This window comes from Herpetosiphon geysericola (assembly GCF_001306135.1).
Taxonomy (GTDB): Bacteria; Chloroflexota; Chloroflexia; order Chloroflexales; family Herpetosiphonaceae; genus Herpetosiphon; species Herpetosiphon geysericola.
On record NZ_LGKP01000035.1, the window covers coordinates 86,010 to 111,475 of the forward strand.

Genomic DNA, 25,466 nt, shown 5'->3' on the forward strand with positions numbered 1-25,466 from the left:
CAGTCAAAGGATTATAAATGACCAGCGAACGTCCAAGTATTTCGGTCTTCTTTCCTGCCTATAACGATGCTGGCACCATTGGTAGCTTGGTGATCACAGCATTTCACGTTTTACCAGAACTCACCGATGATTATGAAGTGATCGTGGTTAACGATGGTAGCAGTGATTATACCGCGCAAGTGCTTGATGATTTAGCCACCAAATATCCACGTTTTCGCCCAATTCACCACCCCAAAAATCGCGGTTACGGCGGAGCGTTACGCACCGGCTTTGCCTCGGCCACCAAAGATTTGGTGTTTTATACCGATGGCGATGCCCAATACGACCCCAATGAATTACGCGATTTGTACCAAGTGCTAACCCCTGAGGTTGATATTGTCAACGGCTACAAGATTGCCCGTTCTGACCCATTACATCGTAAAATTATTGGTCGAATCTATCACCATGGGGTCAAATTTTTATTTGGCTTTAAATTGCGTGATGTTGATTGTGATTTTCGTTTGATTCGGCGCAATGTCTTCGATGTAGTCAACCTTGAATCGGATAGCGGCACAATCTGTTTGGAATTGGTGAAAAAGTTGCAGGATGCAGGCTTTAATTTCGCCGAAGTGCCAGTTCATCATTATCATCGGACGTATGGCAAATCGCAGTTTTTTAATTTTCCCCGTTTGTGGCGCACGCTGATTCAGTTGTTGCAGCTGTGGTGGAAATTGGTCATCCTTGGCAAACATCTTAAGGAACAAGCCGCTCGCCAACGTGCGCTTGGGCGTGACGTAGGCTAAATGGCTCATATGGAGGTTGTGTGATACAGCAGGCATTTCGCGGCAAGCGCTGTTTGATTACTGGCGGTTTGGGTTTTATTGGCTCAAATTTAGCCTTTCGCTTGGTTGATTTAGGCGCAGAAGTTGTTATCGTTGATTCATTGGTGCCAGAGTATGGCGGCAATATGGCGAATGTGCACGGCTTGGCCGACCACGTTCGGATTAATATTGCCGATGTGCGCGACCAACATTCGTTGCAATATTTGGTGCAAGGCCAAGATTATCTATTTAATCTCGCTGGCCAAGTCAGCCATATTGATTCAATGGAAAATCCCTTCAACGACTTAGATATTAATTGTCGCGCCCAGCTTTCGATTCTGGAAGCTTGCCGTCACAATAACCCTGCGATCAAAATTGTTTTTGCCAGCACTCGCCAAATTTATGGCCGCCCCGATTATGTGCCAGTCGATGAGCAGCATTTGTTGCACCCAACCGATGTTAATGGCATCAACAAAATGGCTGGCGAGTGGTATCACATTCTCTATAACAATGTTTATGGGATTCGGGCCTGTGCTTTGCGCATGACCAACACTTATGGGCCGCGCATGTTGGTGCGTCACGCTCGCCAAACGGCCTTGGGCTGGTTTGTGCGCCAAGCGCTCGATAACGAAGTGATTAGCATTTATGGCGATGGCGAGCAGCAGCGCGATTATACCTATGTCGATGATGCGGTTGAAGCCTTTTTGTTGGCCGCAATCAATCCTGCCGCCGATGGCCAAGTGTTTAATCTTGGTGGCCCTGAGCCAATTAGCCATTTGCAATTGATTTCGACTCTGACTGAAGTGGCGGGCACTGGCTCGTATCGTTTGGTGCCGTTTCCCCCAGAAAAAGCCCGCATCGATATTGGCAGCGTCTATAGCGATTACAGCCGAATTCAAGCGGTTTTGGGCTGGCAGCCAACCACCAGCTTGCGCCAAGGTCTTGAGTATACCGTGAACTTTTACCGTGAATTCCGCGAATCCTATTGGTAGTTTTTAGATACCGCACCCAACCTCGCCCTCAGTGCGGCGCGAGATAAAAGGATGGGTCTTAAGCTCTGACTTGGGAACGACGATCCCATAGTTCATCGGTGGATGTGTGATCACTACCAATTGGCTTTGAGGGTGTGCAGGGGGATTAAAGCCCCCTGCACACCCTGCGGACGGAAGGGTGGTGATCAACCAATGCTTCGTTGAAAAACCTATCCTTGAACGAGATGGTGAGGGCACTCAATTAGTTTGGTTCTACAATGGCAACAACCCTAGCAGCCCCAATCGATCAGCAATTGCGTGTTGCCATGCTTTGTCGGGCGGTTTTTCCGTTGCACGGCTTTGGCGGCATCGAGCGTCATGTGTTTCATTTGGTCACCCATCTGAGCGATTTGGGCGTTAAGCTCGATCTTTGGACCCAAACGATTCCTGATGCTGCGCCAAGTTCAGGCACGGCCTATGATCGTTTGTGCCAAAACCCGTTGATTCGCGTGCACCAAACCCGCTATGATCGCACTAGCCCTTGGTTGCGGCCAAACAGCATCATTGGCCGCCAAATTAATTATCCAATTTTTACCTGGCAGCAGGCGAGCGCTGTGGCCAAAACCGCCCAGCAAGGCCAGATTGACATCGTGCATAGCCAAGGCTTGTGTGCTTTGGGCTGGGGCTTAGTGCGCCAACAGCAGCCAGATTTGCGCCGCATTCCGCATATTGCCAACCCGCATGGCATGGAAGAATATAAGAATGTTGATTGGCGCAAGCAGCTGGCCTATGCGCCGTTTCGCGCCCAATATTCGTGGAGCCATCGCCAAGCAGATTGTGCAATTGCCACCGATGCCTGCACCGCCGCTGATCTGCCACATTTTTTGGGCGTTGATCCTGCGCGGGTGGCGGTGTTGCCTTCGGCGATTGATGTTGCTGAAGCCTTGGAGCAGGTAGATGCTGAATTGGGCCATGATTTAGCACAACGCTTGGATTTAGCCAGCAGCGAGGTTGTGTTTTTAACCGTTAGTCGTTTGGAGCGCAACAAGGGCTACCATCTGCTGCTCGCGGCCTTGGCCGATTTACGCGACGTGTTGCCTACAAACTGGCGCTTGTTGATGGTTGGCACTGGCAAAGAGCAAGCAGCGCTGGAGCAGCAAGCCCAAAATCTGGGCTTGGCGCAACATGTGAGCCTGCTCGGTCGTCTGAGTGATCGTGAATTGCATTCATTGTATGAACATGTTGATTTGTTCATTCATCCAACCTTGTATGAAGGTTCGTCGTTGGTCACGCTTGAGGCGATGATTCATCGTTTGCCGGTGGTAGCAACCGCTGCTGGCGGCATTCCCGATAAAGTTATCAGCGGCCATAATGGTTTGTTGGTGCCAGCGAACAATCAACGGGCTTTGGCAAATGCGCTACGTTTAGCCCTCGATTTGCGCCAATACTGGCCGCAATGGGGTGCTGCTGGCGCGGCGATTGTGCGCCGGAGTTTTGATTGGCCGGTTGTGGCGCGGCAAACCCTTGCCACATACCACGAACTTTTGCAAGCTCGCTCTTTGCGTGGAGGATTCCAATGAGTTTTCGTAACCCTCAGCCGTCGTCATCACAATCTGCTCCATCGTCGCCGCCATCACCTCCGATTCCAACAATGCAACTTCCCGAACTGCTGCAAGCCTCGATTGCCTTAGCTGGCAAGCCGAGCGAACCGCCATTTGGCCTTGTGCGCGGGCGTGGCTCGCTCAAAAACGCCTTGATCTATGTCGCGATTGGAGCGTTTGTCAGCGGCTTGTTGCTGTTGGTAATGGGTTTGCTGATTTATCATTATCCAGGCAAGTTGGCTTCCCAAAGCTTGGTGGTGAGCGTGGTTGGGCATACTGCTGGTTTTGCGGCCTTGATTTCGTTTATTGCTCAACGCCAACGCCTGAGTTTTCGCCAGCGTGATGAATTTGCGACGGCCTTAGCCATGGCGTGGCCACCAATTATGCTTGTTGTGGGCGGGCTTTTCTATTTGTTAACTGGCTTTGTAAGCTTTGTCGGGGCAATTTCGGGCTTGGCGTTGAGCTTGCTGTTTATGGTTGCGACGCTGAAGGCGCTGCGGGTGCTTTTTTCCAAGCCCTATGAAGAAACCTTCGTCAGCGTTGCCTATGGCTTGCTGTTGTATAACCTTATTCTGAGTTTCTTGGGGTATTTGGTTGGCCAAATCGTATAACATAACCGATGATTTAGGGCATCAATTGCGCTTCGAGCGCGTGCCACAGCGCATTGTCTGCTTGGTGCCAAGCCTCACCGAGTATCTTTTTTGGTTGGGCTTGGCCGAGCAAATTGTTGGGATCACCGATTATTGTATTGTGCCCGCTGAACAAGTGGCGGCAGTGCCCAAAGTGCGCGGCACCAAAAATCCCAATCGCGAGCAGATTCTTGCGCTAGCGCCCGATTTAATCATCGCCAACAAAGAAGAAAATCGTGAGCGTGATATTGTTGCGCTCGCAGCTGCTGGCTTGACGATTTATGTGAGCGAGATTGATAGCGTGCAACAGGCCATGGCTTCGTTGCAAACGATTGCCAGCATGCTTGGACGCAGCGAGCAGGCTAGGCCCTTGATTGAGGCGATTCAGGCTGAGCTGGCGCTTGCGCCTATTCGACAACAACGAGTGGCTACGGCAATTTGGCGCGACCCATGGATGTGGGTTGGCAAAGCAACCTACGCCGCCGATGTGTTGGCATGTTGCGGGGCAAGCAATTGTTTGGCCGATCCAGCGGGTCGCTATCCACGCTTGGAATTGGCCGAAATTGCGGCCTTGCAACCAGATCGTATTTTACTGCCCGACGAACCATATACATTTAGCCAAGCAGATGCTGAACAATTGCAGGGCTTGGCTCCCCAAATTAATTGCTGCGATGGCCAATTGCTCACCTGGTATGGCCCGCGAATTCCCTTAGCGTTGCAAACCTATCGTCGCTTGTTGAGTGGCATTGATGATTAATTGGCTTGGCTAGCTTGGCGAGTTTTGGTATCCACAATCGTATCGCGATACTCCTGGCCCCAATCGCGCATCAGAAACAGAATTGGCCGCAAACTTTCGCCAAACTCGGTTAGGGCATATTCGACCCGTGGTGGCACTTCAGCATAGACTGTGCGGCTAATCACGCCATCGGCTTCGAGTTCGCGTAGTTGCAAGGTCAGCATGCGCTGGGTAATTTCGGGCAAAAAGCGTTGCAATTGGCTAAAGCGCTTCTTGCCATCGCAGAGATGAAACAAAATGACACACTTCCACTTGCCGCCAATGACCGCAATAGTTGCCTCAACCGGGCACGAATAGCTGAACCCATAATCATGACACATACGATTTAGCCCTTTGTAATCCAATAGTATCAATTTTGTTAGTACCCAACAAAATTGTGCGTTCTTGTAAAAATCATAGCACGGTTTATACTAAGCGCAAAGATTCGTTTGTCTAGATGGAAGGATACCTGGATATGGCGACGATGCAAGTAGTTCAAATTAAGCGCTATGGTGGTATTGACGAATTGGTACAGGTTGAAGTTGAGCGGCCTGAGCCAGCAGCCGATCAAGTATTGATTAACGTGCATGCGATTGGGATTAATCCGGTTGATTATAAAGTGCGCGCGGGATACATTCCTGGCTTTTTTGGCGAGAATAACTTTCCATTAGTGTTGGGCTGGGATGTGGCGGGCACGATTGCTGCGGTTGGGGCAGATGTTAGCCAATGGCAGGTTGGCGATCCAGTCTATGGCATGGTCAATTTTCCAACGCCTGCTGGCGCCTATGCAGAATATGTGCTTGCACCAGCGAGCGAAGTTGCGCCTAAGCCCGCAAGCCTGAGTTTTGAAGCAGCGGCAGCAGTGCCATTGGTGGCGTTGACCGCTTGGCAAGCCTTCGATGCGGTTGATTTGCAGGCTGGCGATCGGGCGTTGATCCATGCTGCTGCTGGTGGTGTTGGCCATGTGGCGGTGCAATTGGCCAAATTACGCGGCGCCCATGTGATTGCGACTGCTTCTGCTCGTAACGAAAGCTTTGTGCGCGCATTGGGCGTTGATCAATTTGTTGATTATACGGCTGCTCTATTCGAGCAACAAATTGAGCCAGTTGATGTGGTGTTTGATACGGTTGGCGGCGAGGTTCAAGCGCGCTCGTATGCGGTGCTCAAACCCCACGCTGGCTTGGTCACGATTGTTGGCTCGCCCCCAGAAGAGTTGGCTGCTGCTCACGCAGGCAAGAGCTTAAGCCACTTAGTTCATGCTGATCAAGCCCAACTTGCAGCAATTGCCCAATTGATCGATAGCCAACAACTACGCATCGAGCTTGAGCAAGTGTTTGATTTTGCCGAACTTGGGGCGGCCCACGAGCGCATGCAAAGCAATCGGGTGCGCGGCAAAATTGTGGTCAAAGTGATCTAACTTGACTCATCCTACTGGCAGATAGTCCTAGTGGCTATCTGCCATGGGCTACTCATGCGCCTAGGACTATCTTCCCATTTGCATGTTGCAGATTGTTAAGTGTTTTCTTATACTTAGGGGTATCTGCACTTATATGGGGAGGTCATCGCACACATGGCAACACGCTTTCGAGCTTCGCTTTTAGGGATACTCTTGCTGGCTGGGATCGGTTTACAGGGGTTGGTTCAACCTCAAACACCCAGCGCACCTACAGCACCTACCGTTTTGAATGAAAACTTCGATTCATTTGCTGGAGCCTTGGCTGATGGCTGGTTCATTGTAAACGCGAGTGAGCCAATTAATTCAGATACGACAGATCATGATCGTTGGAAACAAGGTCGCTCGAATGGGTATAATATGAATGCTCACTCTGGCGCTAATAATTCATTTGCAGGATCTTCTTGGCAAGCTTCAAACATTAATGGAAATGCTATTGTGAGTAACTGGTTGCTCACCCCGCCACTCGTCTTGGAAAATGGCAAAACAGTTTCATTCTGGACGCGCTCTCTTGGCTGTATATCAGATCCAGATCGCTTGGATATTCGTTATAGCCTCGCTGGAACGAGCACCAATGTTGCGAGTGGTAATAACACTGGCAATTTCTCGAATCTGATTGGCCAGATTAATCCCAATCAAGAAACTGGCCATGATCCAGATGGCAGCAACGGCTACCCGTGTGACGATTGGGCTCAATTTACCTATACCATCAGTGGGGTGAGTCAGCCAACCGTAGGCCGGATTGGCTTCCGCCACTATATTGTTGATACTTCAGATAATGGTCAGTATATTGGGATTGACGATTTTAGCTATTCGGGCAATGTCTCTGGTGGCGATACGCCAACCCCAATTACCAATACGCCAACTCCTTCAAACACAGCTACGATTACGCCAACCCCAACCAATACAACGACCGCTACTGTAACTAACACGCCAACCAACACGGCGACCAATACGCCAACCAACACGCGGACGCCAACCGGCACGCCGCCAACCAACACCCCTACTCATACACCAACGATTACCCCAACCAACACGCCAACCAATACCCCTACCCGAACGCCAACGAACACTCCTACCCATACGCCATCAGTTACGCCAATTCCAGTCTTCAAGGTCTTTATGGCCCCGATCCAAAAAGATGCCTAAAGCTGATTAATCGAAAGCCCCGTGAGATAGCATCCATCTCACGGGGCTTTCGATTGGGGCGGTGATTTTTAGGCTTTGATTTTGAGCAACAAAGTTTCGTGTGGCTGGATGCGGGTTTGCCACGCTTCGCCAAATTCAGCAATATCTTCTTGTGTCCACAAGTTGCGTACCGATTTTGGTGTGTCGAGCAGGCCAATATCGCAAGCGCGCAAGCTCAGATCGCTGCCATTGGCGCCACGATTGATCAAGGCAACCGCAACTGAGCCATCAGCCAGCGGCTTTTTCCAAATTTCGCATGTGCCAATTTGCCTAACTCGTCGCCCAGCAATGCCCAAAAGATCTTGGTTGACGGCCAAAACTTCGCGGTTGGTCAACAAGCTGGTCGTGTCACGATCCATATTGCGAATATCGCAGCCGATCATCAAGGGCGAACAGGCCATGACCCACAATGACATATGGGTTTGATATTCGATAAATGATAAGCCGCCGCCAGAGATTTGGCCTTTGCCTTTCAACCCGACCACCAGCATATCCAAATCGTTCCAGGCATCGGGGCCAGCATATTCGGCTAAGTTCGCAGCAATATCAATCGCCGTGTCAATTCCTAGGCCATAATATTTGTGGGGCGCGACCCAAATATCAACCCAGCTATCGAAAATATCGCCAGTGACCCGCCACATATGCCCACCAACCGAGCGGCCCCAAAGCTGTGGGCTGCGGCCACCCCACTCACACAGCGAGTAGAGGAACTGACGGTTGGTTTTGCGCAAGGCCTCTCCCATGCGGGTGTAGCGGTCGATCGCTGTGGCTTGGTCGGTCGGGGCAAAACAAAAATCATATTTCAGGAAATCGATGCCCCACGAAGCCCATAATTGGGCGTCTTGCTCTTCGAAGCCAAAGCTGCCAGGGTAGCTGGCGCAGGTCAGATGCGCTGCGTCGGAGTAGATGCCAATTTTCAAGCCAAGGCTATGAATATAATCGGCTAGCGCTTTGATGCCGCTGGGGAATTTTTCAGGGTCGGCGACCAAATCGCCATTCCCATCACGACCAACTTTGGTCGACCAGCAATCATCAATCACCACATAGTTATAACCAAGATCCTTAAGCCCAGAGCTAACAATCACGTCAGCTGTGGCGCGGACTGAATCTTCATGAATCGTACTCCCAAACATGTTCCACGAGTTCCAACCCATTGGCGGAGTAGGTGCGAGAGGTTGCTCTGAAGTAGACATACAGTTCTCCATGTGATAAGGGCCGTTCCTTACCATAGGCTCAATTGTAGGCCTTGAGCTTGGCCAATGTCAAAGCTTTTCATGGATAATATTTTTAGAATTTTAAGCTCGCTTGACAATACCATACAGTATGGTATGTTTTAGCGGTGGCATAACGGAGGCAGTATGGCTCGGGTACGCCGTGAAGATTGGTTGCAACATGGGCTGAGTATTCTCAGCAGCGAATCGGTTTCGGCCTTGACAATTGAGCGTTTGACGACCGATTTGGGGGTGACCAAAGGCTCGTTTTATCATCATTTTGGCGGCTGGCCAAGCTACAAAACTGCGCTTTTGCAGCAATTCGAGCAACAAGATACCTTAGATATTATTCAGCATTTGGCGAGCTATCCCGAGCCTAGCCAAAAATTACGCGCCTTGTTTGATTTGCTGACGATTGTGGCGATTTATGCAGCCAACGACCCGTGGGATGTGGAAATTGCCATGCGTGGCTGGGCGGCGCACGATGCTGAAGTTCGGGCGATGATCGAACGGATCGATAGCCTGCGCGTGAGCTTCGTGGCCGACATTTGTAGCCAACTAACGGGCAATTCCGATCAAGGTTTATTGATGGCCCAGCATGCCTATACGATTTTGCTTGGCGCTGTGTTAATGCAACCAATGCTGCCAACGTCACGTTTACGCCAGCTCTACGATGAATTTTTGCGTTTATATGCAATTCCTGGAGGCCCCAATGTCGATCCAGCAGCACCCAATATTGGCACCGTTGATCGCCCAAGCGAATCACGTTGATGTTAAAACCCGTCAGATTCAGACCGCGCAGCCTGAGCAAGAATTACGCCGTTTTATCGCCGCTATGATTGGCTATAACCCAGTTTGGATGCAAACGTTGTATGCGATTCGTTGGGGGTTTGTGCGCATGTTGGGCATGCGCCAAACGGGGATTCCCTCCAGCAATCAACTGCTGCCTGAGCAAGTGCCAATGCAAGCAGGCCAAAACTTGGGCTTTTTCAAGGTTACGGCAGCAGCAGAGGGCCAGTATTTGGTGGCCTCGGCCAGCGAATCGCATCTGACTGCATGGTTGGCGGTGGTGTTGGAGCCACGCGCTGGCTTGGAGTACAAGCTGCATACGCTCACGATTGTGCGCTATCACGCTTGGACGGGGCCAGTCTATTTTAATGTGATTCGACCATTTCACCATGTGGTTGTCAACCAGATGATCAAGGCTGGGCTGGCCAACTTGCAAGCTGCATAGGAGCAAACGATGCTAGCACGCACAACAATTGTGGGCTTGATTGGCGGAACGACTGCGTTAATACATGGTGTAGCTGGCCAATTAACCAGCATTCAGGCCTTGAATAATGCCAATCTGGCAGCCAGCCCGCGCTTAGAACTCGTGGCAACTTGGCATATGCTGACCATTCAGCTTGGTTGGTTGGCCTATCAAGTTTGGCGTTTGGCCCAGCATCCACAACCAACTAAGCAAGCACGAGCAATTATTGGCCAATATCTGGCTTACAGTGGGCTATGGCTGCTCTTGAACCTTGTGGTTGTTGGGCAGCTGTGGTTGGCTCCCCAATGGATTTTATTGGCAGCCTTGGCTGGGCTAACATGGTGGGCAACTCCACGCCCAAGCCTGATTGAGCAAGGAGTACATTAATGCAACCATCATTATTGGGCAAGCTTGGCGCTTGGATTTTTATGATCGTTGGCTTGGGTCATCTTTATGTTCAATTGTTTGCAACTGAAGCAGATTCAAGTGCAGCCAGCCAGTTGCGCCAGATTGAGGTGCAATTGCCCGGCGTTCAACGCAGCATGTTGCAATTGCATAGCGGCTTTTCGTTGACAATGGGCTATCTATTGATTGGCTATGGTGTGCTGAATTTGCTGATTCTGCGGGTACTGGGCAATGAACCGGCTCGTTTGCAGGCAATTTGGCGCTTCAATAGTGCAGTCTCGTTGGGCTTGGCTGTGCTTTCGTTGCGCTACTTTTTTATCTTTCCCAGCAGTTCGTTTAGCATCACCACTGTGGTGTATGCGTTGGCTAGTCGTCAAGCGCAACCCCAACATCCATCGCAAGCCTGAAACCTAGCGCCTCAGAATCGAGTATAGTGAGCACGATATAGATGCCAAGATCGACGAGAGCGATCTTGGATTTTTAGTGCAATCGAGGCCTCTTTATGCTACGTCGGATGTTGGTTCTGTTGGTGTTGATTGGTTTGGTTGCTTGTGGCTCAAACGATCAAGCTGCCACGAACAGCGAAAATCTCACCTTGAAATTAAATGTTCAGCCAAATCAAAGCTATCGCTATCAATCGACTCAAGTGCAACATGTAACTCAAAGCATGTTCATGACTGAGCAAACTCAAGCTACCACGACTACCATGACTATGGACCAAAGCGTGGTTTCGGTGTCGCCTGAAGGCGAAATAGTGATGCGGATTGTGATCGATTCAATTCGGGTTGAAAGCAATGCGAATGATCAGGCAATGATCTACGACTCAAGCGACCCTGCTGCCAGCACTGATTCGCCAGCATTTGCCCAATTTGCGGGCCTGATCAGCCAACCAATGACCCTTACTTTGAGTCCAGAAGCGAAAGTAACCAAGGTCGATGGCATCGATCAAATGATCGACAAAATGCTTGGTGGTGCTGAAGAAAACGAACAGACCGTGATGATGCGCGATATGTTGACCAAAACCTTTGAACAATCGTATGCCAAAGCCACGATTATTCCGTTTGGTGGCAAACCAATGGCAATTGGCGATTCATGGCAAGATGTAACCGACATGAATGTGCAGATTTTTTCGATGGTTTTGACCAATACCTACAGCTTAAAAGAGCGTAATGCAGGCCTCGCCACGTTTGATATGACTGGTGAATTTGCCATCGGTGAATTAAATTTCCCTGATCTGCTGGAACGCGACGATATAAAAATGTCGATTGACAAAGGCAAGGGTGAGAATAGCCAACGCGGCACAGTTGTGATTGATGAAGCCACAGGCATGCTCAAATCGAATGTGCTTGATCAAACCATGTCGATGGTGATCAACATCGAAGGCGCAAATGCTGATCAATCGCTTACGATGCCCATGACCCAGACCTTGCATATGGAAGTGCAACTCCAACCATAACATCAGCTTTTTTTCAGCTGTGATTAAGTTGTTTATTGTGGTTTATCGGTTTCCAGCGTGCTATAACCATAGCACGCTTTTTATGTGAGGAGTTTTCAATGCGCTTACGCGTTTTTAGTGGCTTGTTGAGTTTGCTACTCTTGGCTGCATGTGGCGGCCAAGCCACCAACCCAACGATTACGCCACCGCCAACAATCACGCCAGCCAGCCAAGTTGAAGTCTTGGCCACCGCAACCTTAGATTCGAGTGCGCAAAGCGAGCCAACTGCTGAGCCAACTCAGGCAGTTGCTGAGCCGAGCAACCAGCCAGCCACGCCTGCCAACGCCGATCCCAATGCCTTGATTGATACGTCGATGCTGACCGGCAGAATCTATTTTATTGATCCCTTGGGCTTTGCGATTAACTCAATTGCAGCGACTGGTGGCGATTTGCAAACGGTTTACAAAGAGCAAGGCCCAATGCCCTTAGCACGCTTGGGGATTGACCCAAGTTTGCAGTATTTGAGCGTTTTTAAGGGCGATTTTCTGCACATTTATAGCCTCGACTTCCAAGAGCTTTTGCTTTTGCCTACGAGCTTTGAGCCAATTTGGTCGCCCAATGGTGATGGCAAGTTTGCGCTGCTCAAACTAACCGATATGGGTGAGATATTTGTTGATGTCTATGATTTGAAGAGTGCTAAACCTGACAATATCGTGGTGAGTACACTTGGCTATAGCGCAGATTGGCTTAGCGATGGTAGCGCCTTAGTGGTGCATAATGGCAATCAAATTGGTGAGGCTAGTTTAAGTGATGGGGCATTTAGCCCGCTTGGCGAGCTGGTTGAGGATGAGAACGGCAGCTGGGTGGTTGATGATATTTTGAGCCACGATGACTGGATCTATTTCCATGGCGGCCAAGTTAATTTGCTTGGTGCATCGGGCAATGGCATGCAATGGTGGGTTTTGGTGGATGGCGTGCCTCAAGCGCTGGGCGAAATTGGTGGCAATGGGGTAAGCCGCGTGCAATTGAATGCCAAGCGTGAACAATTGGCCTATATCGATAATTTTCATGTCAGCGCCTGTTTGACTGCGCAAGTGCTGAGCGTGCAAAATGCCGATTTCAGTTCGGCAACGCTTACGCCTAATTTAGGCCCAATTGCCGATAATACTGGCCAAGAAATTCATGGCGCAGCCTGGAATCCAAGCGGCGATTGGCTGACCTTTGCCAAGGGCAGTTATACCTGTGCTGACTCAGGCCCGATCTATGCAACACCGCAAGTATTTGTTTGGAACCCAACCAACCAAGCACTGCAAGCCTTTGAGTATGGTAGCTATCCAGTATGGGTTAAATAAAAGGATGAGGGATGAGGGATGAAGGGATAGGAATTTAATCATCAAGGGCGCGAAGATCATGAAGGAATTAAATCCTTTGTGATTTTTGCGCCCTTCGTGATTATTATTTGTGTTAGCGGCGGGCTGGGCCTTGAGCTAAGCGACCAAGCAAGCCACCTTGGTTTGGGCGGCTACTATCGCTTGAAGCAGGCGTTGCTGGTTGGGTTGGCAACGGTTGGTTGACCAACTCAGCTGGTTTGGCGGGAGTAAGGGTTGGCGTAAAGTTGGGGCTTGGGATAGGTGCACTTGCTGGCACGACGACCTTGGCAGCTATGCTTTTGGCAGGATCAACCCCGATAATTGCCACCACTCCAGCTTTGATCAGGCGCACAATTGCTCGTGAAACATCGATTGGCTCGATGATCAAGCGTTCAGCAATGCTGCGAATGCTATGTTCGCCATTAATGGTGCGAGCAACTGCTACAGCCATTGAATCGAGTGGTTGGCTGGGCATAGCGCCACTGCGAATATAGGGAATTGCATTATCGCTGGGGATAAAATTGCGTAATTCGCTCCATGAACGGGCGCGATCCTCAGCCTCATCACACAGGCTGGTTGCATCCGAAACCATGGTTTCTTGAGTGAGTTCACGTAAATCGCGCACCGCAAATTGGGCATTCGATTCCTCGAATAAGAGCCAAACTGCCTCTGGGCCGACTTTATCGCTATATTCTGCATGGCGTACCAACCCATCGCGGGTGAGAATAACGCCACGCCCATGTTGGCCGATAATTTCTAGCTCGCCACACATCGAGCTTTGTTGCATGAGTTCGAGTAATTCGCGTAACGGAAAGCTATTGAATGTGCCTGTTAGTTCCATGGCAACCTCCGAATCTGCTTGCCATAGTAACATATCTAGGCTTAGCATATGTCAATCAGTAGTCCCCTTGTGAGTTAGTACTGAGATTTACCTCTGCGGTTAAACCAGTCAGGGGGCAGTACCACTGCCCCCTGACTTTCGTTCAATGCTGTTTTGGTTTAGCGGCTGGCTGGCCGTTCAGGCACGCCAGTTAAATCTTCTGGAGTGCTTGGGCGTTGCTCAGCGAAGACCAAATTGGTGGTTGATGGCACAATGTATGGCCCGCGAATGTTGTTGTAGGTTCCTCCATAAATTTCGTGAGTTTCCAGAATCGCGCCGTAGTTGGTCAAGCCATATGAATCGGCTTGGGCGTAGATTCTGCTGCCAGCATTGAGTTGACCAGCTGGAACGAAGCTCAAATCTGAGCGATAGTATTGACCACCACTGATCAAGGTCAAACTTGCATTTGGCGCTAAGGCTGGCGCATTGGTTGGAATTGCCCATGCCATACCGAAGTTGCCTAGGCTGTTCCATGGTTGGTTGACAGCGGTTGGCGCTTGCGTTGGATTGATATAGGCATCGACCCAATAGCCGCCCGCCAATGGCTCGGTGCCTGCGTTGCGAATGGTAACGCGGACGGTGCCATTGACTACTTGAATAGTATCGACCACCAAGTCTACCAAGGCTGGCTTCATCACCATTGGAATGTAGACCACAGCGCGATCGTCGTTGATGATGGTGATCGTGCTGGTGATTGGCGTGCCGAAGGCGGTACCAACTGGGTTGCTCAAGCTGAGCACGATGGTCTCGCTTAGCTCGTAGGTGCTGTCATTGATAATTGGCACCACCACTTGCACGCTGGTCTGGCCGCGGGGGATGGTCAGGGTCTGGGTAACTGGCGTGTAATCGCTGAGATTGGCTGTGCCATTGCTGGTTGCAAAGTTCACCTGAACTGCACTATTGGGATTTGGCGCGTTCAATTGAACGGTTACGGTTGCGCTGCCAGTTGCTTCTACAACCTCATAATTGGCGAGGCTGAAGTTGACTCGTGGCACAACGATGGCCACAATCGCGCTCGCCGTGTTGTTGGCTAACAATTGGTCAATATCATCGCTGACGCTGACGTTGTTGACCAAGGTTGTATCGCTGGCCAAGCTTGGGCTAATAATCCCCGAAACTTGAATTGAGCCACTTGCGCCTGCTGGAAGATCGTTGACCGTCCAAACGTAACGTGGGTTGGCTCCAGTATCGGTGATCGTCAAGCCTTGGCTGCTGATGGTGACGTTGGTCAACAGCGGCGAAACAATATCGGTCAAGACGATATTGCTAGTTTGCAAGTTGCCGGTATTGGTTAGGTTGATGGTGAAGGTTACCGGCGTGCCTGGGGTGGCAAGCTGTGGCGTAACCTGCTTGCTAATCGCTAAATCAACGCTGGTTACGGTGACAGTTGCAGCATCGCTGGTATCGTAGCTGCGCTCTAAGCTCACCGTGCCTTGCGCTGAAGTCCAGGTTAGATCAACCTCGTTGACCAGACTTGCGCCAATTGCCAAAGCTGGTGGCGAAGCGACGCGGGCTTGGTAGCCCAGCACCGTGGTTGAGCCAGTTGCGAAGCTAGCGAAGGTTGCTTCAATCGTTGATCCGTTGATTACAAAGCTGGTTGGAGCTGGGCCTGAGATCACACTCAGTGAGCCAGCAACTGCACTCAAGCCGGTTGGAAGGCTATCTTCAACCAGTAGATCATAGGCGATCGAATTGCTTTGGGCGGTGTGTTCAAGCGTCAAGGTGTAATCGAGCACTTGACCAAAGTCTGGTGTGCTGTCATCGACTGCCTTCACAATGGTCAAGGTTGGTTCTGCAACATCGACGGTGGCGGTGTTGAGCGTATCGGTCAAGCTTGGGTCGGCGCTACCATCAACGCTATTCAGCAGTTTTGCCCCACGCACCACACTACTGCTACCATTGACGGTTGCCTGATAGGTGATGGTAAAGCTATCGCTATCGATGGCATTGGCTGCATTGACATTACCTGGATTGACCACGCTGCTGGCAGCAATTGTCAAAGTTTGGCCACTGAGGTTAGCGGTCAAGCCATTGACGGTTATGCCGTTGGCATTGGCTACACTGGCCGAGCCAGCGACATAGGTCAAGCCAACTGGTAAGGTATCAACAAAGCTTAGGTTATTGGTTGTTCCTTCGAGCACGGTTGTGGTTAGGACGTAGGTGACCACTTCGCCGAAGGTTACTTGATTGCCAACAGTTTCGCTAATGCTGGTGCTTGCTACGGCTTTTTCAAGCGCGAAGCTGGTTGCTACGCTGTAATCCAACACGTTGCTGCTATCAGTGAAGCTTGGTAATTGGGTATTGCTTGCATTCTTCCAAGTAATTGAGCCTTGGCTTGTGGCCGTTGCGCCTTGGTTGATGCTATTGGGCAGCGTATATTCGACGATTACTGTCAGGCGTTGGTCGTTGCTGCCATTGGTATTGATCAAGAGATTGATGTTGCCAGTGTTGATCAAATCGCCATTGGCATCGAAGCCCAGATTGCCACTAAAGTTGGTGCTGGTTGCGCCATCGCTGACAATCGCCGAGATCAAAGCTGGTGTGCCAAAACTTGCTGGCAAATCAACATTTAGATCAACATCATAGGCCGAGGCCAAGCTGCTGTTGGTATGGCTAATTACCACTTGTTGGCGGATTTTATCGGCGGCATCCAAGCCACCATCAGCTGTAAGTTTGCTTAAGTTGATGGCGAGAGCTGGCTCGACCACAGTTACGCTGACCGAGTTGTCGTTATCGCTCAGGTTAGGGCTAGCCGTTGCATCAACCTCGTTGCTGAGCACAGTGCCTGATGCTACATTTTGGCCGACAGTTGCTCGATAGACCAGCGTAAAGCTATCGGTGTCGAGGCCAGCGCCTGGATAGCTGCCAGGATTGGTTGCTGGATTGACCTGGAAGATGATATTTTGGCCAACGCTGGTCACTGTAAAGTTATTCAGGGTTATGCCACCGTTGCTCAAGATTGCGCCTGAGCCAACCTCGTAGCTCATACCAACTGGTAAGGTATCGGTGAGCACGATATTACTAGTGCTGCCTTCGATCACCTCAACTTCGAGGGTATAGGTGACCGTCTGGCCTGCAGAAACCGTACTAGCTGCTGGCACAAGCGCCTTGGTTGCTGCAAAGAACGAGGCGATTGTGGCATTGGCGCTAGCGCTCTTGGCATAGCGTGGCAAGCTCACATCGGCTGCGTTGCGCCATGTTACGCCACTTTGCATGCTGGCCAAGCTGGCTGGAGCAGCAGTGTTGTTAACTTGAGCACGAATCGTCAAGATGATTTGCGAGCCAATTGGCATTGTTGCTGGCGTGTTAGTTGCGAGATTATTGCCAACAATTGCAAAGCTGCCGCCAGTTGCCCCGCCCGTTTGTTGCACATCCACCAGATTTAGATTGCTCAGATTGCTGGTGAAACTGCTGGTAATGGCGACGGTATTGGCTACTTGAGCATTGGCTCCTGCTGGATTATTGATCGTCACGGTGAAAGTGATTGGATCGCCAGCTTCAAGTTGAGCATCACTGCTTTGGCCAACATTGATAGTCAAGGATGGTTCACGCACGCTCACGCTGACCGCATTGTTGTTGTCGCTTAGGCTTGGGTCGGCGCTTGCATCAACATCGTTGGTTAGGGTTGTGCCAAGGCTTACGTCACTATCAACGCTTGCTTGGTAGCGAATCACAAAGCTATCGCTATCGGTTGCTGCGGCGTTATTGACATTACCTGGGTTGACCACGCTGCTTGCCGCAATCGTTAATGTTTGGCCGCTAACCGAGGCATTGAAACCATTGATCGTCATGCCATTGGCAGCGAGCACTTGGGCCGAACCTGGCACATAGCTCATGCCTACTGGCAAGGTATCGAGCCATTGGGCATTATTGGTCGTGCCTTCCAGTACTGTTGTGGTTAAGGTATATTCAACCACTTGGCCAGGTGAAACGGTGGTTGCCGCTGGCGAAATCGCCTTCGTCACACTCCAAACGCTTGGCACAGTGATGGTTGGCGCTGCGCCTGTTGCAGTATAGACTGGGCGACTAACCCCACTAGCGTTCGCCCAGGTTGTGGTGGCCGAGTTGCTAAGCGTGGCGGCTGGGGTAACGCTATCGGCGACTGTGCCTTGCACAACGACAGTCAATACTTGGTCGTTGCTGCCGTTGGTATTGATCAAGAGGTCGATATTGCCAGTTACGCTGAGGACGCCACCGCTCAACGAGAAATTACCAGAAACGTTGGTGCTCGTTGCTCCATCGCTGACAATCGCTGAAACCAGCGTCAGGTTTTGGAGTTGCAATGGCAAGGTATCGGTCAACAAGACCGATGTTGCATTATTGTTGCTGCTTGGCACGTGAGCGACGCGAATTTGGTAGCGCACTGTATCACCAGCATCAACCCCACCTGTGGCAGTGGTGATGGTCTTGACCACACTCAAGGTTGGTTCAACCACGGTTACCGACACTTGATTGTTGTTATCAACCAAGCTTGGGCTAGCGCTTGAATCAAGGTCGTTGGTCAAAACTGTACCGCCAGCAACCGTGTCAACCACCACTTGATAGGTCATCAAGAAGGTGTCGATATCAACGTTGCCAGCGTTGTTGGTATTACCCGGGTTGACGATGCTGGTTGCACTGATCGTTAAGGTTTGGCCGCTGAGTGCAACATTGAAATCATTCAGGGTCACGCCGTTGGCGTTTGAGATTTGCGCCGAACCTGGCACATAGGTCATGCCAGTTGGAATCGTATCGACCCAGACTGGATTGAGGGTTGTACCTTCAATCACGGTCGTACTGACGGTGTAGGTTACGACTTGGCCGATGCTGACTTGGGTCGTTGGCGGAACAATAAATTTACCAACAACCCAACTGCTCGCCACATTGATCGTGGGAGCCGTAGCACTGTCGTTGTAGTTGGCATTGAAGATGCCGCCTGGGTTGCGCCATGTGAGGTCGGCAGTATTGCTGATTGTGCTGAGTGGTGTGGTTGAGTCTGCTACCAGACCACGAACCATCAAGGTCAGCACTTGGTCGTTCGTGCCATTGGTGTTGAGATCAAGCCCAAGATTGCCAGTGGTACGTAATTGACCGCCAACAATCGTGAAGTTGCCAGCCACATTGGTGGTGGTAGCCCCATCGCTGATCGTTGCCGAGAGAATGCTAGTAGCAGTCAATTGGCTGGGCAAGGTATCGGTAATCATCACGCTGGTGGCGTTGGCTCCGCTGGTCGTGGTTGGCTGAACCTTGATGAAGTACGCTACTTCATCGCCAGCGTCGATGCCAGTGGTGACTGAATTGATCGTCTTGCTGATGTTCAGTTCTGGCTCGACCACCGTAACCGTTACTTGATTGTTGATATCGCTCAAGCCTGGGTCGGCACTAGCATCAACATCATTGGTTAATGGCGTGCCACTGGTGGCATTGCCTGCTACCGTTGCTTGATAGGTAATCGTAAAGCTATCCGTATCAACAGCGGCGGCATTATCCACATTGCCTGGGTTGGTTACGCTGCTAGCGCTCAGGGTTAGCACTTGGCCGCTGAGATTAACTGCAAAGCCATTGACAGTCATGCCGTTAGCATTTTCAACGACTGCCGAGGCTGGTACATAGCTCATGCCAGCTGGCAAGGTATCAACCCATTGCAGATTATTGGTTGTGCCTTCGATTAGGCTTGTGGTTAGGCGATAGGTAACGGTTGCGCCTGCGCCAACTTCGGGGCCAGGGGCGGCCACGGTTTTGGTTACACTAAAGCTGGCGGGAATCGTAATGCTTGGCGCAAGATCGGTGGCAGTATAGTTGGCTCGTTGGACTCCTGCGCTATTGCTCCAAACCACAGTGGCGGAATTCGCAATCGCCCCACCTGGATTAATCTGGTTGCGTACTTGTCCTGCCACAACGATCGTTAGGCGTTGATCGTTAGCTCCATTGGTGTTGAGCAACAAGTCTGGCGGTGTAAGCGTGACTAAATCGCCGCTGCCGTTGATGCTAAAGCTACTGGCAACATCGGTATTGGTTGCACCATCGCTAATTGTGGCACTTTCAATCACCATATTTATAATGCCAGCGGGCATGTCATCGCTAATATTAAGGTCAAAGGCATTGCTGTCACTAGTAGCTTGTGGCGAGACTTCAATGCGGTAGCGCACGGTATCGCCTGCATCAACCCCAACCGCGCTGGTCGTGAGTGCCTTATCAATCGCCAAGAGTGGTTCAACCACGGTAACGCTGGCGGAGTTATTGTTGTCGCTCAAACCTGGATTAGCAGTTGCATCAACGTCATTGGTTAGCACCGTGCCAGTAACATTGCCAGCAACATCATCGACCGTTGCCTGATAGGTAATCGTGAAGCTATCAGTATCTGCAACTGCGGGACTATCGACGTTACCCGGATTAACTACGCTGCTAGCACCGATCGTCAGCACTTGACCGCTTAATGAAACGTTCAAGCTAGGAATAGTCATGCCATTGGCATTTTCAACGGCTGCTGAACCTGGTACATAGCTCATGCCAGCGGGCAAGGTATCGACCCATTGCAGATTACTGGTCGTGCCTTCAATCACCGTTGTGCTCAAGCGATAGGTAACAGTTGCTCCGACGGCAACATTTGCACCTGGAGCAGCCACGGTTTTGGTAACACTAAAGCTAGCCGGAATCGTGATGCTTGGCGCAAGATCGGTGGCGGTGTAGCTGGCGCGTTGCACGCTTTCGCTATTGCGCCATACGACAGTGGCTGCATTGGCAATTGTGCCGCCTGGGCTGACCGTGTTGCGAACTGTGCCGCGCATTACAATCACCAAAACTTGATCGCTCGGCCCGTTGGTATTGAGTGCCAAGTCTACTGGGGTGACAGTAACTAAATCGCCGCTGCCATTGATGCTAAAGCTGCTGGCAACATCGGTGTTGGTTGCGCCATCGCTGATCGTGGCACTTTCGATCACCGTGCCTTGCAGCGCAGCCGGCATATCATCGCTGATATTCAGGCCAAAGGCGTTGGCATTGCTTGCTGCTTGAGGGAAGACTTCAATCCGATAGCGCACGGTATCAGCAGCATCAACCCCGGCAGTGCTGGTCGTGATGCTCTTATCAATCGACAAGAGTGGCTCACGCACCGTAACACTCACCGAGTTGTTGTTATCGGCTGCAACGCCATCAGCAGTTGCATCAACATCATTGGCTAATACCGTCCCAGCAACGTTGCCAGGCACATCGTTAACCCGAGCCTGATAGGTAATTGTAAAGCTATCAGTATCCATAATGTTTGGAGCATCGGAGTTGCCGGGGTTGACGACACTTGCTGTACTAAAGGTCACTACCTGACCGACAGGTGAGACAGTTACGGTCGCTATGGTCATCCCATTGGCATTGAGTGAGGCTGAACCTGATACATAACTCATCCCAGCAGGTAAGGTATCGACCATCTGAATATTGCTGGTTGTACCTTCTAAGACCGTGACGGTTAGTTGATAGGTAACAAGACTGCCAATCGTAGGTGTGCTACCTGCAATCACCGATTTAGTCACGGTAAACGGCGCTGGAACCGTAATATTCGGTGCGGTGCTCGAATCGTTATAATTTGAGCGCTGGAGCGACGTTGCATTACGCCAAGTAATATTGGCAGTATTGGCAATCGTTGAGCCAGGGGTTACTGCATTGGTAACAACTCCACGCACGATAATCGTCAAGGATTGATCCGTTGGACCATTGGTATTGATATTAAGATTAGTGGCTGTTGTGGTTGAAAGTTGACCAGAGCCATTGATTGTGAAATTACTGGTCACGTCGGTATTGGTTGCACCGTCGCTGATTGTGGCGGATTCAACCACTGGTGAGCCAAGCACCGCAGGCAAATTATCAACCACGCTCACATCATAAGCTTGGGCGGTGCTGGCAGCAGTATGGCTAACCCGAATTTGGTAGCGCACCGTATCGCCAGCATCAACAGCGGTTGATACGCCAACGATGGTTTTGCTGACATCCAAGAATGGTTCAACAATCGTCAGGTTATGAGTGTTACCATTATCAACTTGGCTTGGGCTGGCTGAAGCATTGACACTATTGGTCAATACCACGCCGCTGACATTGGCTGGTACATCAAGCACTTTTACTTGATAGGATAAACGGAACACATCGCTATCAGCGGTTGCACCGTTATCAACATTGCCTGGGTTAACCACACTGCTGGCATTAATCGTCAAGGTTTGGCCGCTAACATTGGCGGTCAAGCCATTGATCGTCATCCCATTACTATTACTAACGTTAATTGAGCCTGGCACATAACTAGTGTTTGCAGGCAGAGTATCGACAAATTGTAAACTATTGGTCGTGCCTTCAATCACACCAACATCAAGATGATAGGTAACATCTTGGTTAATCAACGCATTGGTTTCAAGGCTCGATTTGCTGACTGTAAAGGCGCGGGCCATCGTGGCGTTCACATTCGCGCTGCTGTCACTCAAGCCTGTAACACTGCCAAGTGAGCTGCTATTGCTCCAGGTTGTATTGGCAACATTACCAAAAATTGAGCCGGCAACAGTTGTATTGGCAACTTTGGTGTTCAGCACCAAGGTTAATTTTTCGCTGTTGCTGCCGTTGGAGCGGTAGCGTAAGCCAAATGGGGTTAAGGTTGCCAGATCGCCGCTGCCAACCGAGAGATTACCAGCAACATTAGTACTGGCGGCCCCATCACTAACAATCGCACTGATAATAGTGGGGTTATTCAGTTGGGCTGGTAAATCATCGGTTAGGTTGAGATTAAAGGCATCGGCCAAACTCAACGAAACCGTATCCGCCCCTTCAACAACTGTGGCATGTTCAACTTCGATTTGATAGGTGAGTGTATCAAAGGCATCGAGGTTGGTAATATTGCTGGTGATGGTTTTGCGCACGTTCAGAATTGGCGTAATCAATTGGCCAAAAATTTCTGATTCGCCAGTTGTTTGCCCATCACGATTATCAACCCCACCCCAAACAACCAAGGTATGGTTGAGGGTCTGGCCCCCGTAGGCAATCCCAATAAAGCCATTGGCAAAGAAATTATCATTGCCATTTGGCCCCATATCGCTGACTTGGACATCATTAGGAGCGAGGCGAGCACCCGTTGCAGCATTAATTTTTTGGGTGAAGATTTCGCGCTCAGTATTGCCAGCAGCGCTGGGAGCCATCCAGGCGATGATAAACTGGTTATCACGCGAGTTATAAGTAATGACTGGATCGGTTGAAACGCCCCGGTTGGTTGAGCTAAGCGCCAACAAACCGCCGCTTAGTACACCAGTTGCCCCATTGACAAGCTGACCATGAACGTTATAGACCGAGTTGGTCACATTATCGCCCGACCAGATCACCATGTAGAGATTATTGGTGGGGTTATAGCCAACATTCACATCAAACGAATCTTGATTAGCATTATTGGCGATCAAGAAATCGTCTGCACCAACTTCGGCCAAACTAGCAGTTAAGCGTTGACCATAGACATCAAAATCGCCGTCAGTGCCGCTATCATCGGAGCGCCAGACAACTAAATATTCATTATTAACACTATTCCAAACAATATTGGGGTCTTCTGGGCGAAATGTATTATCGCCAGTTGTGCCAACATCGGAGATCTTGACATCGGCGCCAACCTCAACGAGGTTGCCAGCGCTAAAGCCGAGTAACTGCACATAAATTTCGTACTCGCCATCAACCCGACCGCTAGCTAGATCATCGCCATACCAAACCACCGCATATTGATTGTTGGTAGCGTTATAGGTAACGGATGGTTCGAAGGCATCAGCTTGACCATCGCCATCATTGCCCATTTGGCTCACTTGGAATGGTGTACCAATTAAGCTTCCATTGGATGCAACGCGCTGGGCAAAGATTTCTCCTTCATAGTTAATCCCAGCAGTAGCTTGATCATCACCTTCAAAAATGACTAAATATTCATTGTTAACGCTATTCCAAACCACTTGCGGTTTGCTGTAAGCATCATTTGGATCAACATCATCGGCAATTAAAAAGTCATTGGTGCCAATTTCAAGCCCGGTTACTGCATCGATCAATTGACCATGCAAGTTTAACGAGTTAGGGGCAGTTTCTAAGCCTTCCCACACCAAAAGATATTGGCTATCGGTGGCGTTATAGGCAACCACAGGGTTCACAGCAATGCTACCATCAGCATTGCCCAGCCCGCCCATATCGCTCAACAACACATCGTTGGAGCCGAGGAGTGGCGCAGCCATGGGGCGTTCAGCAGACGTTTGGGCTTGCTGCACAGGCTTTGGAGCGGCAAAGGCTCCACTTCCTTGCAGCACAAACAGCACTCCAGCAAGGAGTGCCGCTACCACAGCAGAAAGTCGAGATTGTTTCAACACAGCGGGATACCTTTCTGTTTGGGTTACCTTCATCAGACACACAAATAGGAGTTGAGCCAGCCACTGCGCGGCGCTTGTTCAATGGTGCGAAGCAGTGGATTAAGATCAAGCGTCGCAAGCTCAAGCGCGATAACTTGGTTGCTGGTTTGATCGGTTGGATGAGCTTGAATAAGGTACAACTGTGGCACACTGGTTTGTTGGCTTGAATAACGTTCGATTGAGCCACGTGGGGTCGTCCAGGCTGCCTTGCTCAGTGCTTGCAACAGCCCTTGATCATCGGAATTGGGCGACTCAAGCAGGGCCTGAGCTAGGCAAGCTCCGGCTTCTAGGCCTAAAAGCTGTGCTAATGCTTCAAATGGGTTTGTTGCTGCATTCGCTGACCAAAGGAGATCTGGATGCCATGGCAAACAGGTGGTTAGGGCTAGTTGTGAGCGTCGCTCAGGCTCGATTTCAAACCAAACCATCGGACTAACGACTAACGATCGTTTGCCAAGCAATGGACTATCCGCCCACGCCGCTAGAAATTGTTTTGCCTCAGGGCCGCATGCTGTATAAAAGAGCAGCTCGCTAGGGGTTTCTGCCAAATAATGCCAAAGCGGCGCAAAATTGCCGCGATCGGGCGGAACATGACTCAGGTAGTGGCCAACTGCCTCGCCGCCGGCATGGTTAAACCCCTCCAAAAGGGCATAATGCAGGTCGTAACCACTATCGTAGTGGCTCAGCGCATGGACTGTGGTGCGGCTCGGATGTTCCGCCGCCCAACGCCCAAGCGCATAGTGGGCCTGCCATAACCCCAAACTGTGTTGAACAATCCACGGATGCTGTTCGCTCGTGCGTGGAATATTTTCACCAAGGTTGACGACCAGCGTTGGGCGTGGCATGCGCTCCAAAAATGGCGTAATGTATTCAATTAAGCCACTTTGCAGCCACAGCACTAAAATATCAACATGGCGATTGCCGAGCAATTGTTGGATTTTTTGCTCAAGCAGAATCACCCCAGCGCCAACTTCTTCAACAACCACATGAACATCCTTGATCATGCCATCGTGAAGGCTGGGAGCTAGAGCGCTACGCAAGCCTTGCTCAAATTGCTCGGCGATCGCTGATCGATCGACTGCGAAAGGGACGAGCATACCAATACCCAAACGCTGATTATTCATTC

18 protein-coding genes are annotated in these 25,466 nt (G+C 50.5%); 13 read left to right on the forward strand and 5 right to left on the reverse strand.

Annotated elements, in window-relative coordinates; genetic code table 11:
* Nucleotides 1-17 precede the first annotated feature (17 nt).
* The 5 genes from SE18_RS21205 (at nucleotide 18) to SE18_RS21225 (ending at nucleotide 4,758) form a co-directional block, all read left to right on the forward strand.
* Nucleotides 18-782 (forward strand): glycosyltransferase family 2 protein, encoded by a 765-nt coding sequence (locus SE18_RS21205; RefSeq protein ID WP_054536478.1) that lies wholly within the window; start codon nucleotides 18-20, stop codon nucleotides 780-782.
* Nucleotides 783-802: 20 nt separating this feature from the next.
* The gene (locus tag SE18_RS21210; protein WP_054536479.1) at nucleotides 803-1,792 is read left to right on the forward strand and encodes an NAD-dependent epimerase/dehydratase family protein; all 990 of its coding nucleotides are present in this window, start codon (nucleotides 803-805) and stop codon (nucleotides 1,790-1,792) included.
* A gap of 257 nt (nucleotides 1,793-2,049) precedes the next feature.
* Nucleotides 2,050-3,351 carry a glycosyltransferase family 4 protein gene (locus tag SE18_RS21215; RefSeq protein ID WP_054536480.1) on the forward strand — a complete coding sequence of 434 codons (1,302 nt, stop codon included), beginning with the start codon at nucleotides 2,050-2,052 and terminating at the stop codon, nucleotides 3,349-3,351.
* Nucleotides 3,348-3,983: a hypothetical protein gene (locus SE18_RS21220; RefSeq protein WP_054536481.1), complete on the forward strand. Its 636-nt coding sequence runs from the start codon at nucleotides 3,348-3,350 to the stop codon at nucleotides 3,981-3,983. The genes SE18_RS21215 and SE18_RS21220 overlap by 4 nt, the downstream gene beginning before the upstream one ends.
* A complete protein-coding gene (locus tag SE18_RS21225; protein ID WP_201783520.1) occupies nucleotides 3,967-4,758 on the forward strand; it encodes a helical backbone metal receptor in 792 nt (263 codons plus the stop codon). The genes SE18_RS21220 and SE18_RS21225 overlap by 17 nt, the downstream gene beginning before the upstream one ends.
* Here SE18_RS21225 and SE18_RS21230 read toward each other — a convergent pair.
* Complete coding sequence (locus SE18_RS21230) at nucleotides 4,755-5,141, reverse strand: winged helix-turn-helix transcriptional regulator (protein ID WP_407928491.1); 387 nt, start codon at nucleotides 5,139-5,141, stop codon at nucleotides 4,755-4,757. The genes SE18_RS21225 and SE18_RS21230 overlap by 4 nt on opposite strands.
* A 110-nt stretch (nucleotides 5,142-5,251) precedes the next feature.
* Between SE18_RS21230 and SE18_RS21235 the strand changes: the two genes are divergently transcribed.
* Both SE18_RS21235 and SE18_RS27855 read left to right on the forward strand, forming a co-directional pair.
* Nucleotides 5,252-6,193, forward strand: a complete 942-nt coding sequence (locus tag SE18_RS21235) for an NADP-dependent oxidoreductase (protein WP_054536483.1) — start codon at nucleotides 5,252-5,254, stop codon at nucleotides 6,191-6,193.
* Between the two features lie 153 nt (nucleotides 6,194-6,346).
* A complete protein-coding gene (locus tag SE18_RS27855; protein ID WP_054536484.1) occupies nucleotides 6,347-7,378 on the forward strand; it encodes a choice-of-anchor J domain-containing protein in 1,032 nt (343 codons plus the stop codon).
* A gap of 68 nt (nucleotides 7,379-7,446) precedes the next feature.
* On the opposite strand, the gene SE18_RS21245 is transcribed toward SE18_RS27855, so the two are convergent.
* On the reverse strand, nucleotides 7,447-8,610 hold the full coding sequence (locus SE18_RS21245; RefSeq protein WP_160319535.1) for a glycoside hydrolase family 27 protein: 1,164 nt from the start codon (nucleotides 8,608-8,610) through the stop codon (nucleotides 7,447-7,449).
* A 165-nt stretch (nucleotides 8,611-8,775) separates the two neighbouring features.
* On the opposite strand from SE18_RS21245, the gene SE18_RS21250 reads away from it, so the two are divergent.
* From SE18_RS21250 to SE18_RS21275, 6 genes are all read left to right on the forward strand, one after another.
* Nucleotides 8,776-9,399: a TetR/AcrR family transcriptional regulator gene (locus tag SE18_RS21250; RefSeq protein ID WP_054536486.1), complete on the forward strand. Its 624-nt coding sequence runs from the start codon at nucleotides 8,776-8,778 to the stop codon at nucleotides 9,397-9,399.
* Nucleotides 9,341-9,862 (forward strand): DUF2867 domain-containing protein, encoded by a 522-nt coding sequence (locus SE18_RS21255; protein WP_054536487.1) that lies wholly within the window; start codon nucleotides 9,341-9,343, stop codon nucleotides 9,860-9,862. Before SE18_RS21250 ends, SE18_RS21255 begins: the two co-directional genes overlap by 59 nt.
* A gap of 9 nt (nucleotides 9,863-9,871) precedes the next feature.
* Nucleotides 9,872-10,267 (forward strand): hypothetical protein, encoded by a 396-nt coding sequence (locus tag SE18_RS21260; RefSeq protein WP_054536488.1) that lies wholly within the window; start codon nucleotides 9,872-9,874, stop codon nucleotides 10,265-10,267.
* Nucleotides 10,267-10,692 (forward strand): LIC_13387 family protein, encoded by a 426-nt coding sequence (locus SE18_RS21265; RefSeq protein ID WP_054536489.1) that lies wholly within the window; start codon nucleotides 10,267-10,269, stop codon nucleotides 10,690-10,692. The genes SE18_RS21260 and SE18_RS21265 overlap by 1 nt, the downstream gene beginning before the upstream one ends.
* Before the next feature lie 95 nt (nucleotides 10,693-10,787).
* Nucleotides 10,788-11,741 (forward strand): DUF6263 family protein, encoded by a 954-nt coding sequence (locus SE18_RS21270; protein ID WP_054536490.1) that lies wholly within the window; start codon nucleotides 10,788-10,790, stop codon nucleotides 11,739-11,741.
* A gap of 98 nt (nucleotides 11,742-11,839) precedes the next feature.
* Nucleotides 11,840-13,072 carry a hypothetical protein gene (locus tag SE18_RS21275; RefSeq protein ID WP_054536491.1) on the forward strand — a complete coding sequence of 411 codons (1,233 nt, stop codon included), beginning with the start codon at nucleotides 11,840-11,842 and terminating at the stop codon, nucleotides 13,070-13,072.
* Between the two features lie 112 nt (nucleotides 13,073-13,184).
* On the opposite strand, the gene SE18_RS21280 is transcribed toward SE18_RS21275, so the two are convergent.
* From SE18_RS21280 to SE18_RS21290, 3 genes are all read right to left on the reverse strand, one after another.
* Complete coding sequence (locus SE18_RS21280) at nucleotides 13,185-13,931, reverse strand: DUF4388 domain-containing protein (protein WP_160319536.1); 747 nt, start codon at nucleotides 13,929-13,931, stop codon at nucleotides 13,185-13,187.
* A 158-nt stretch (nucleotides 13,932-14,089) separates the two neighbouring features.
* Complete coding sequence (locus SE18_RS21285) at nucleotides 14,090-24,304, reverse strand: isopeptide-forming domain-containing fimbrial protein (RefSeq protein WP_160319537.1); 10,215 nt, start codon at nucleotides 24,302-24,304, stop codon at nucleotides 14,090-14,092.
* A gap of 32 nt (nucleotides 24,305-24,336) precedes the next feature.
* The gene (locus SE18_RS21290; RefSeq protein WP_054536494.1) at nucleotides 24,337-25,464 is read right to left on the reverse strand and encodes an ABC transporter substrate-binding protein; all 1,128 of its coding nucleotides are present in this window, start codon (nucleotides 25,462-25,464) and stop codon (nucleotides 24,337-24,339) included.
* Nucleotides 25,465-25,466: the final 2 nt, after the last annotated feature.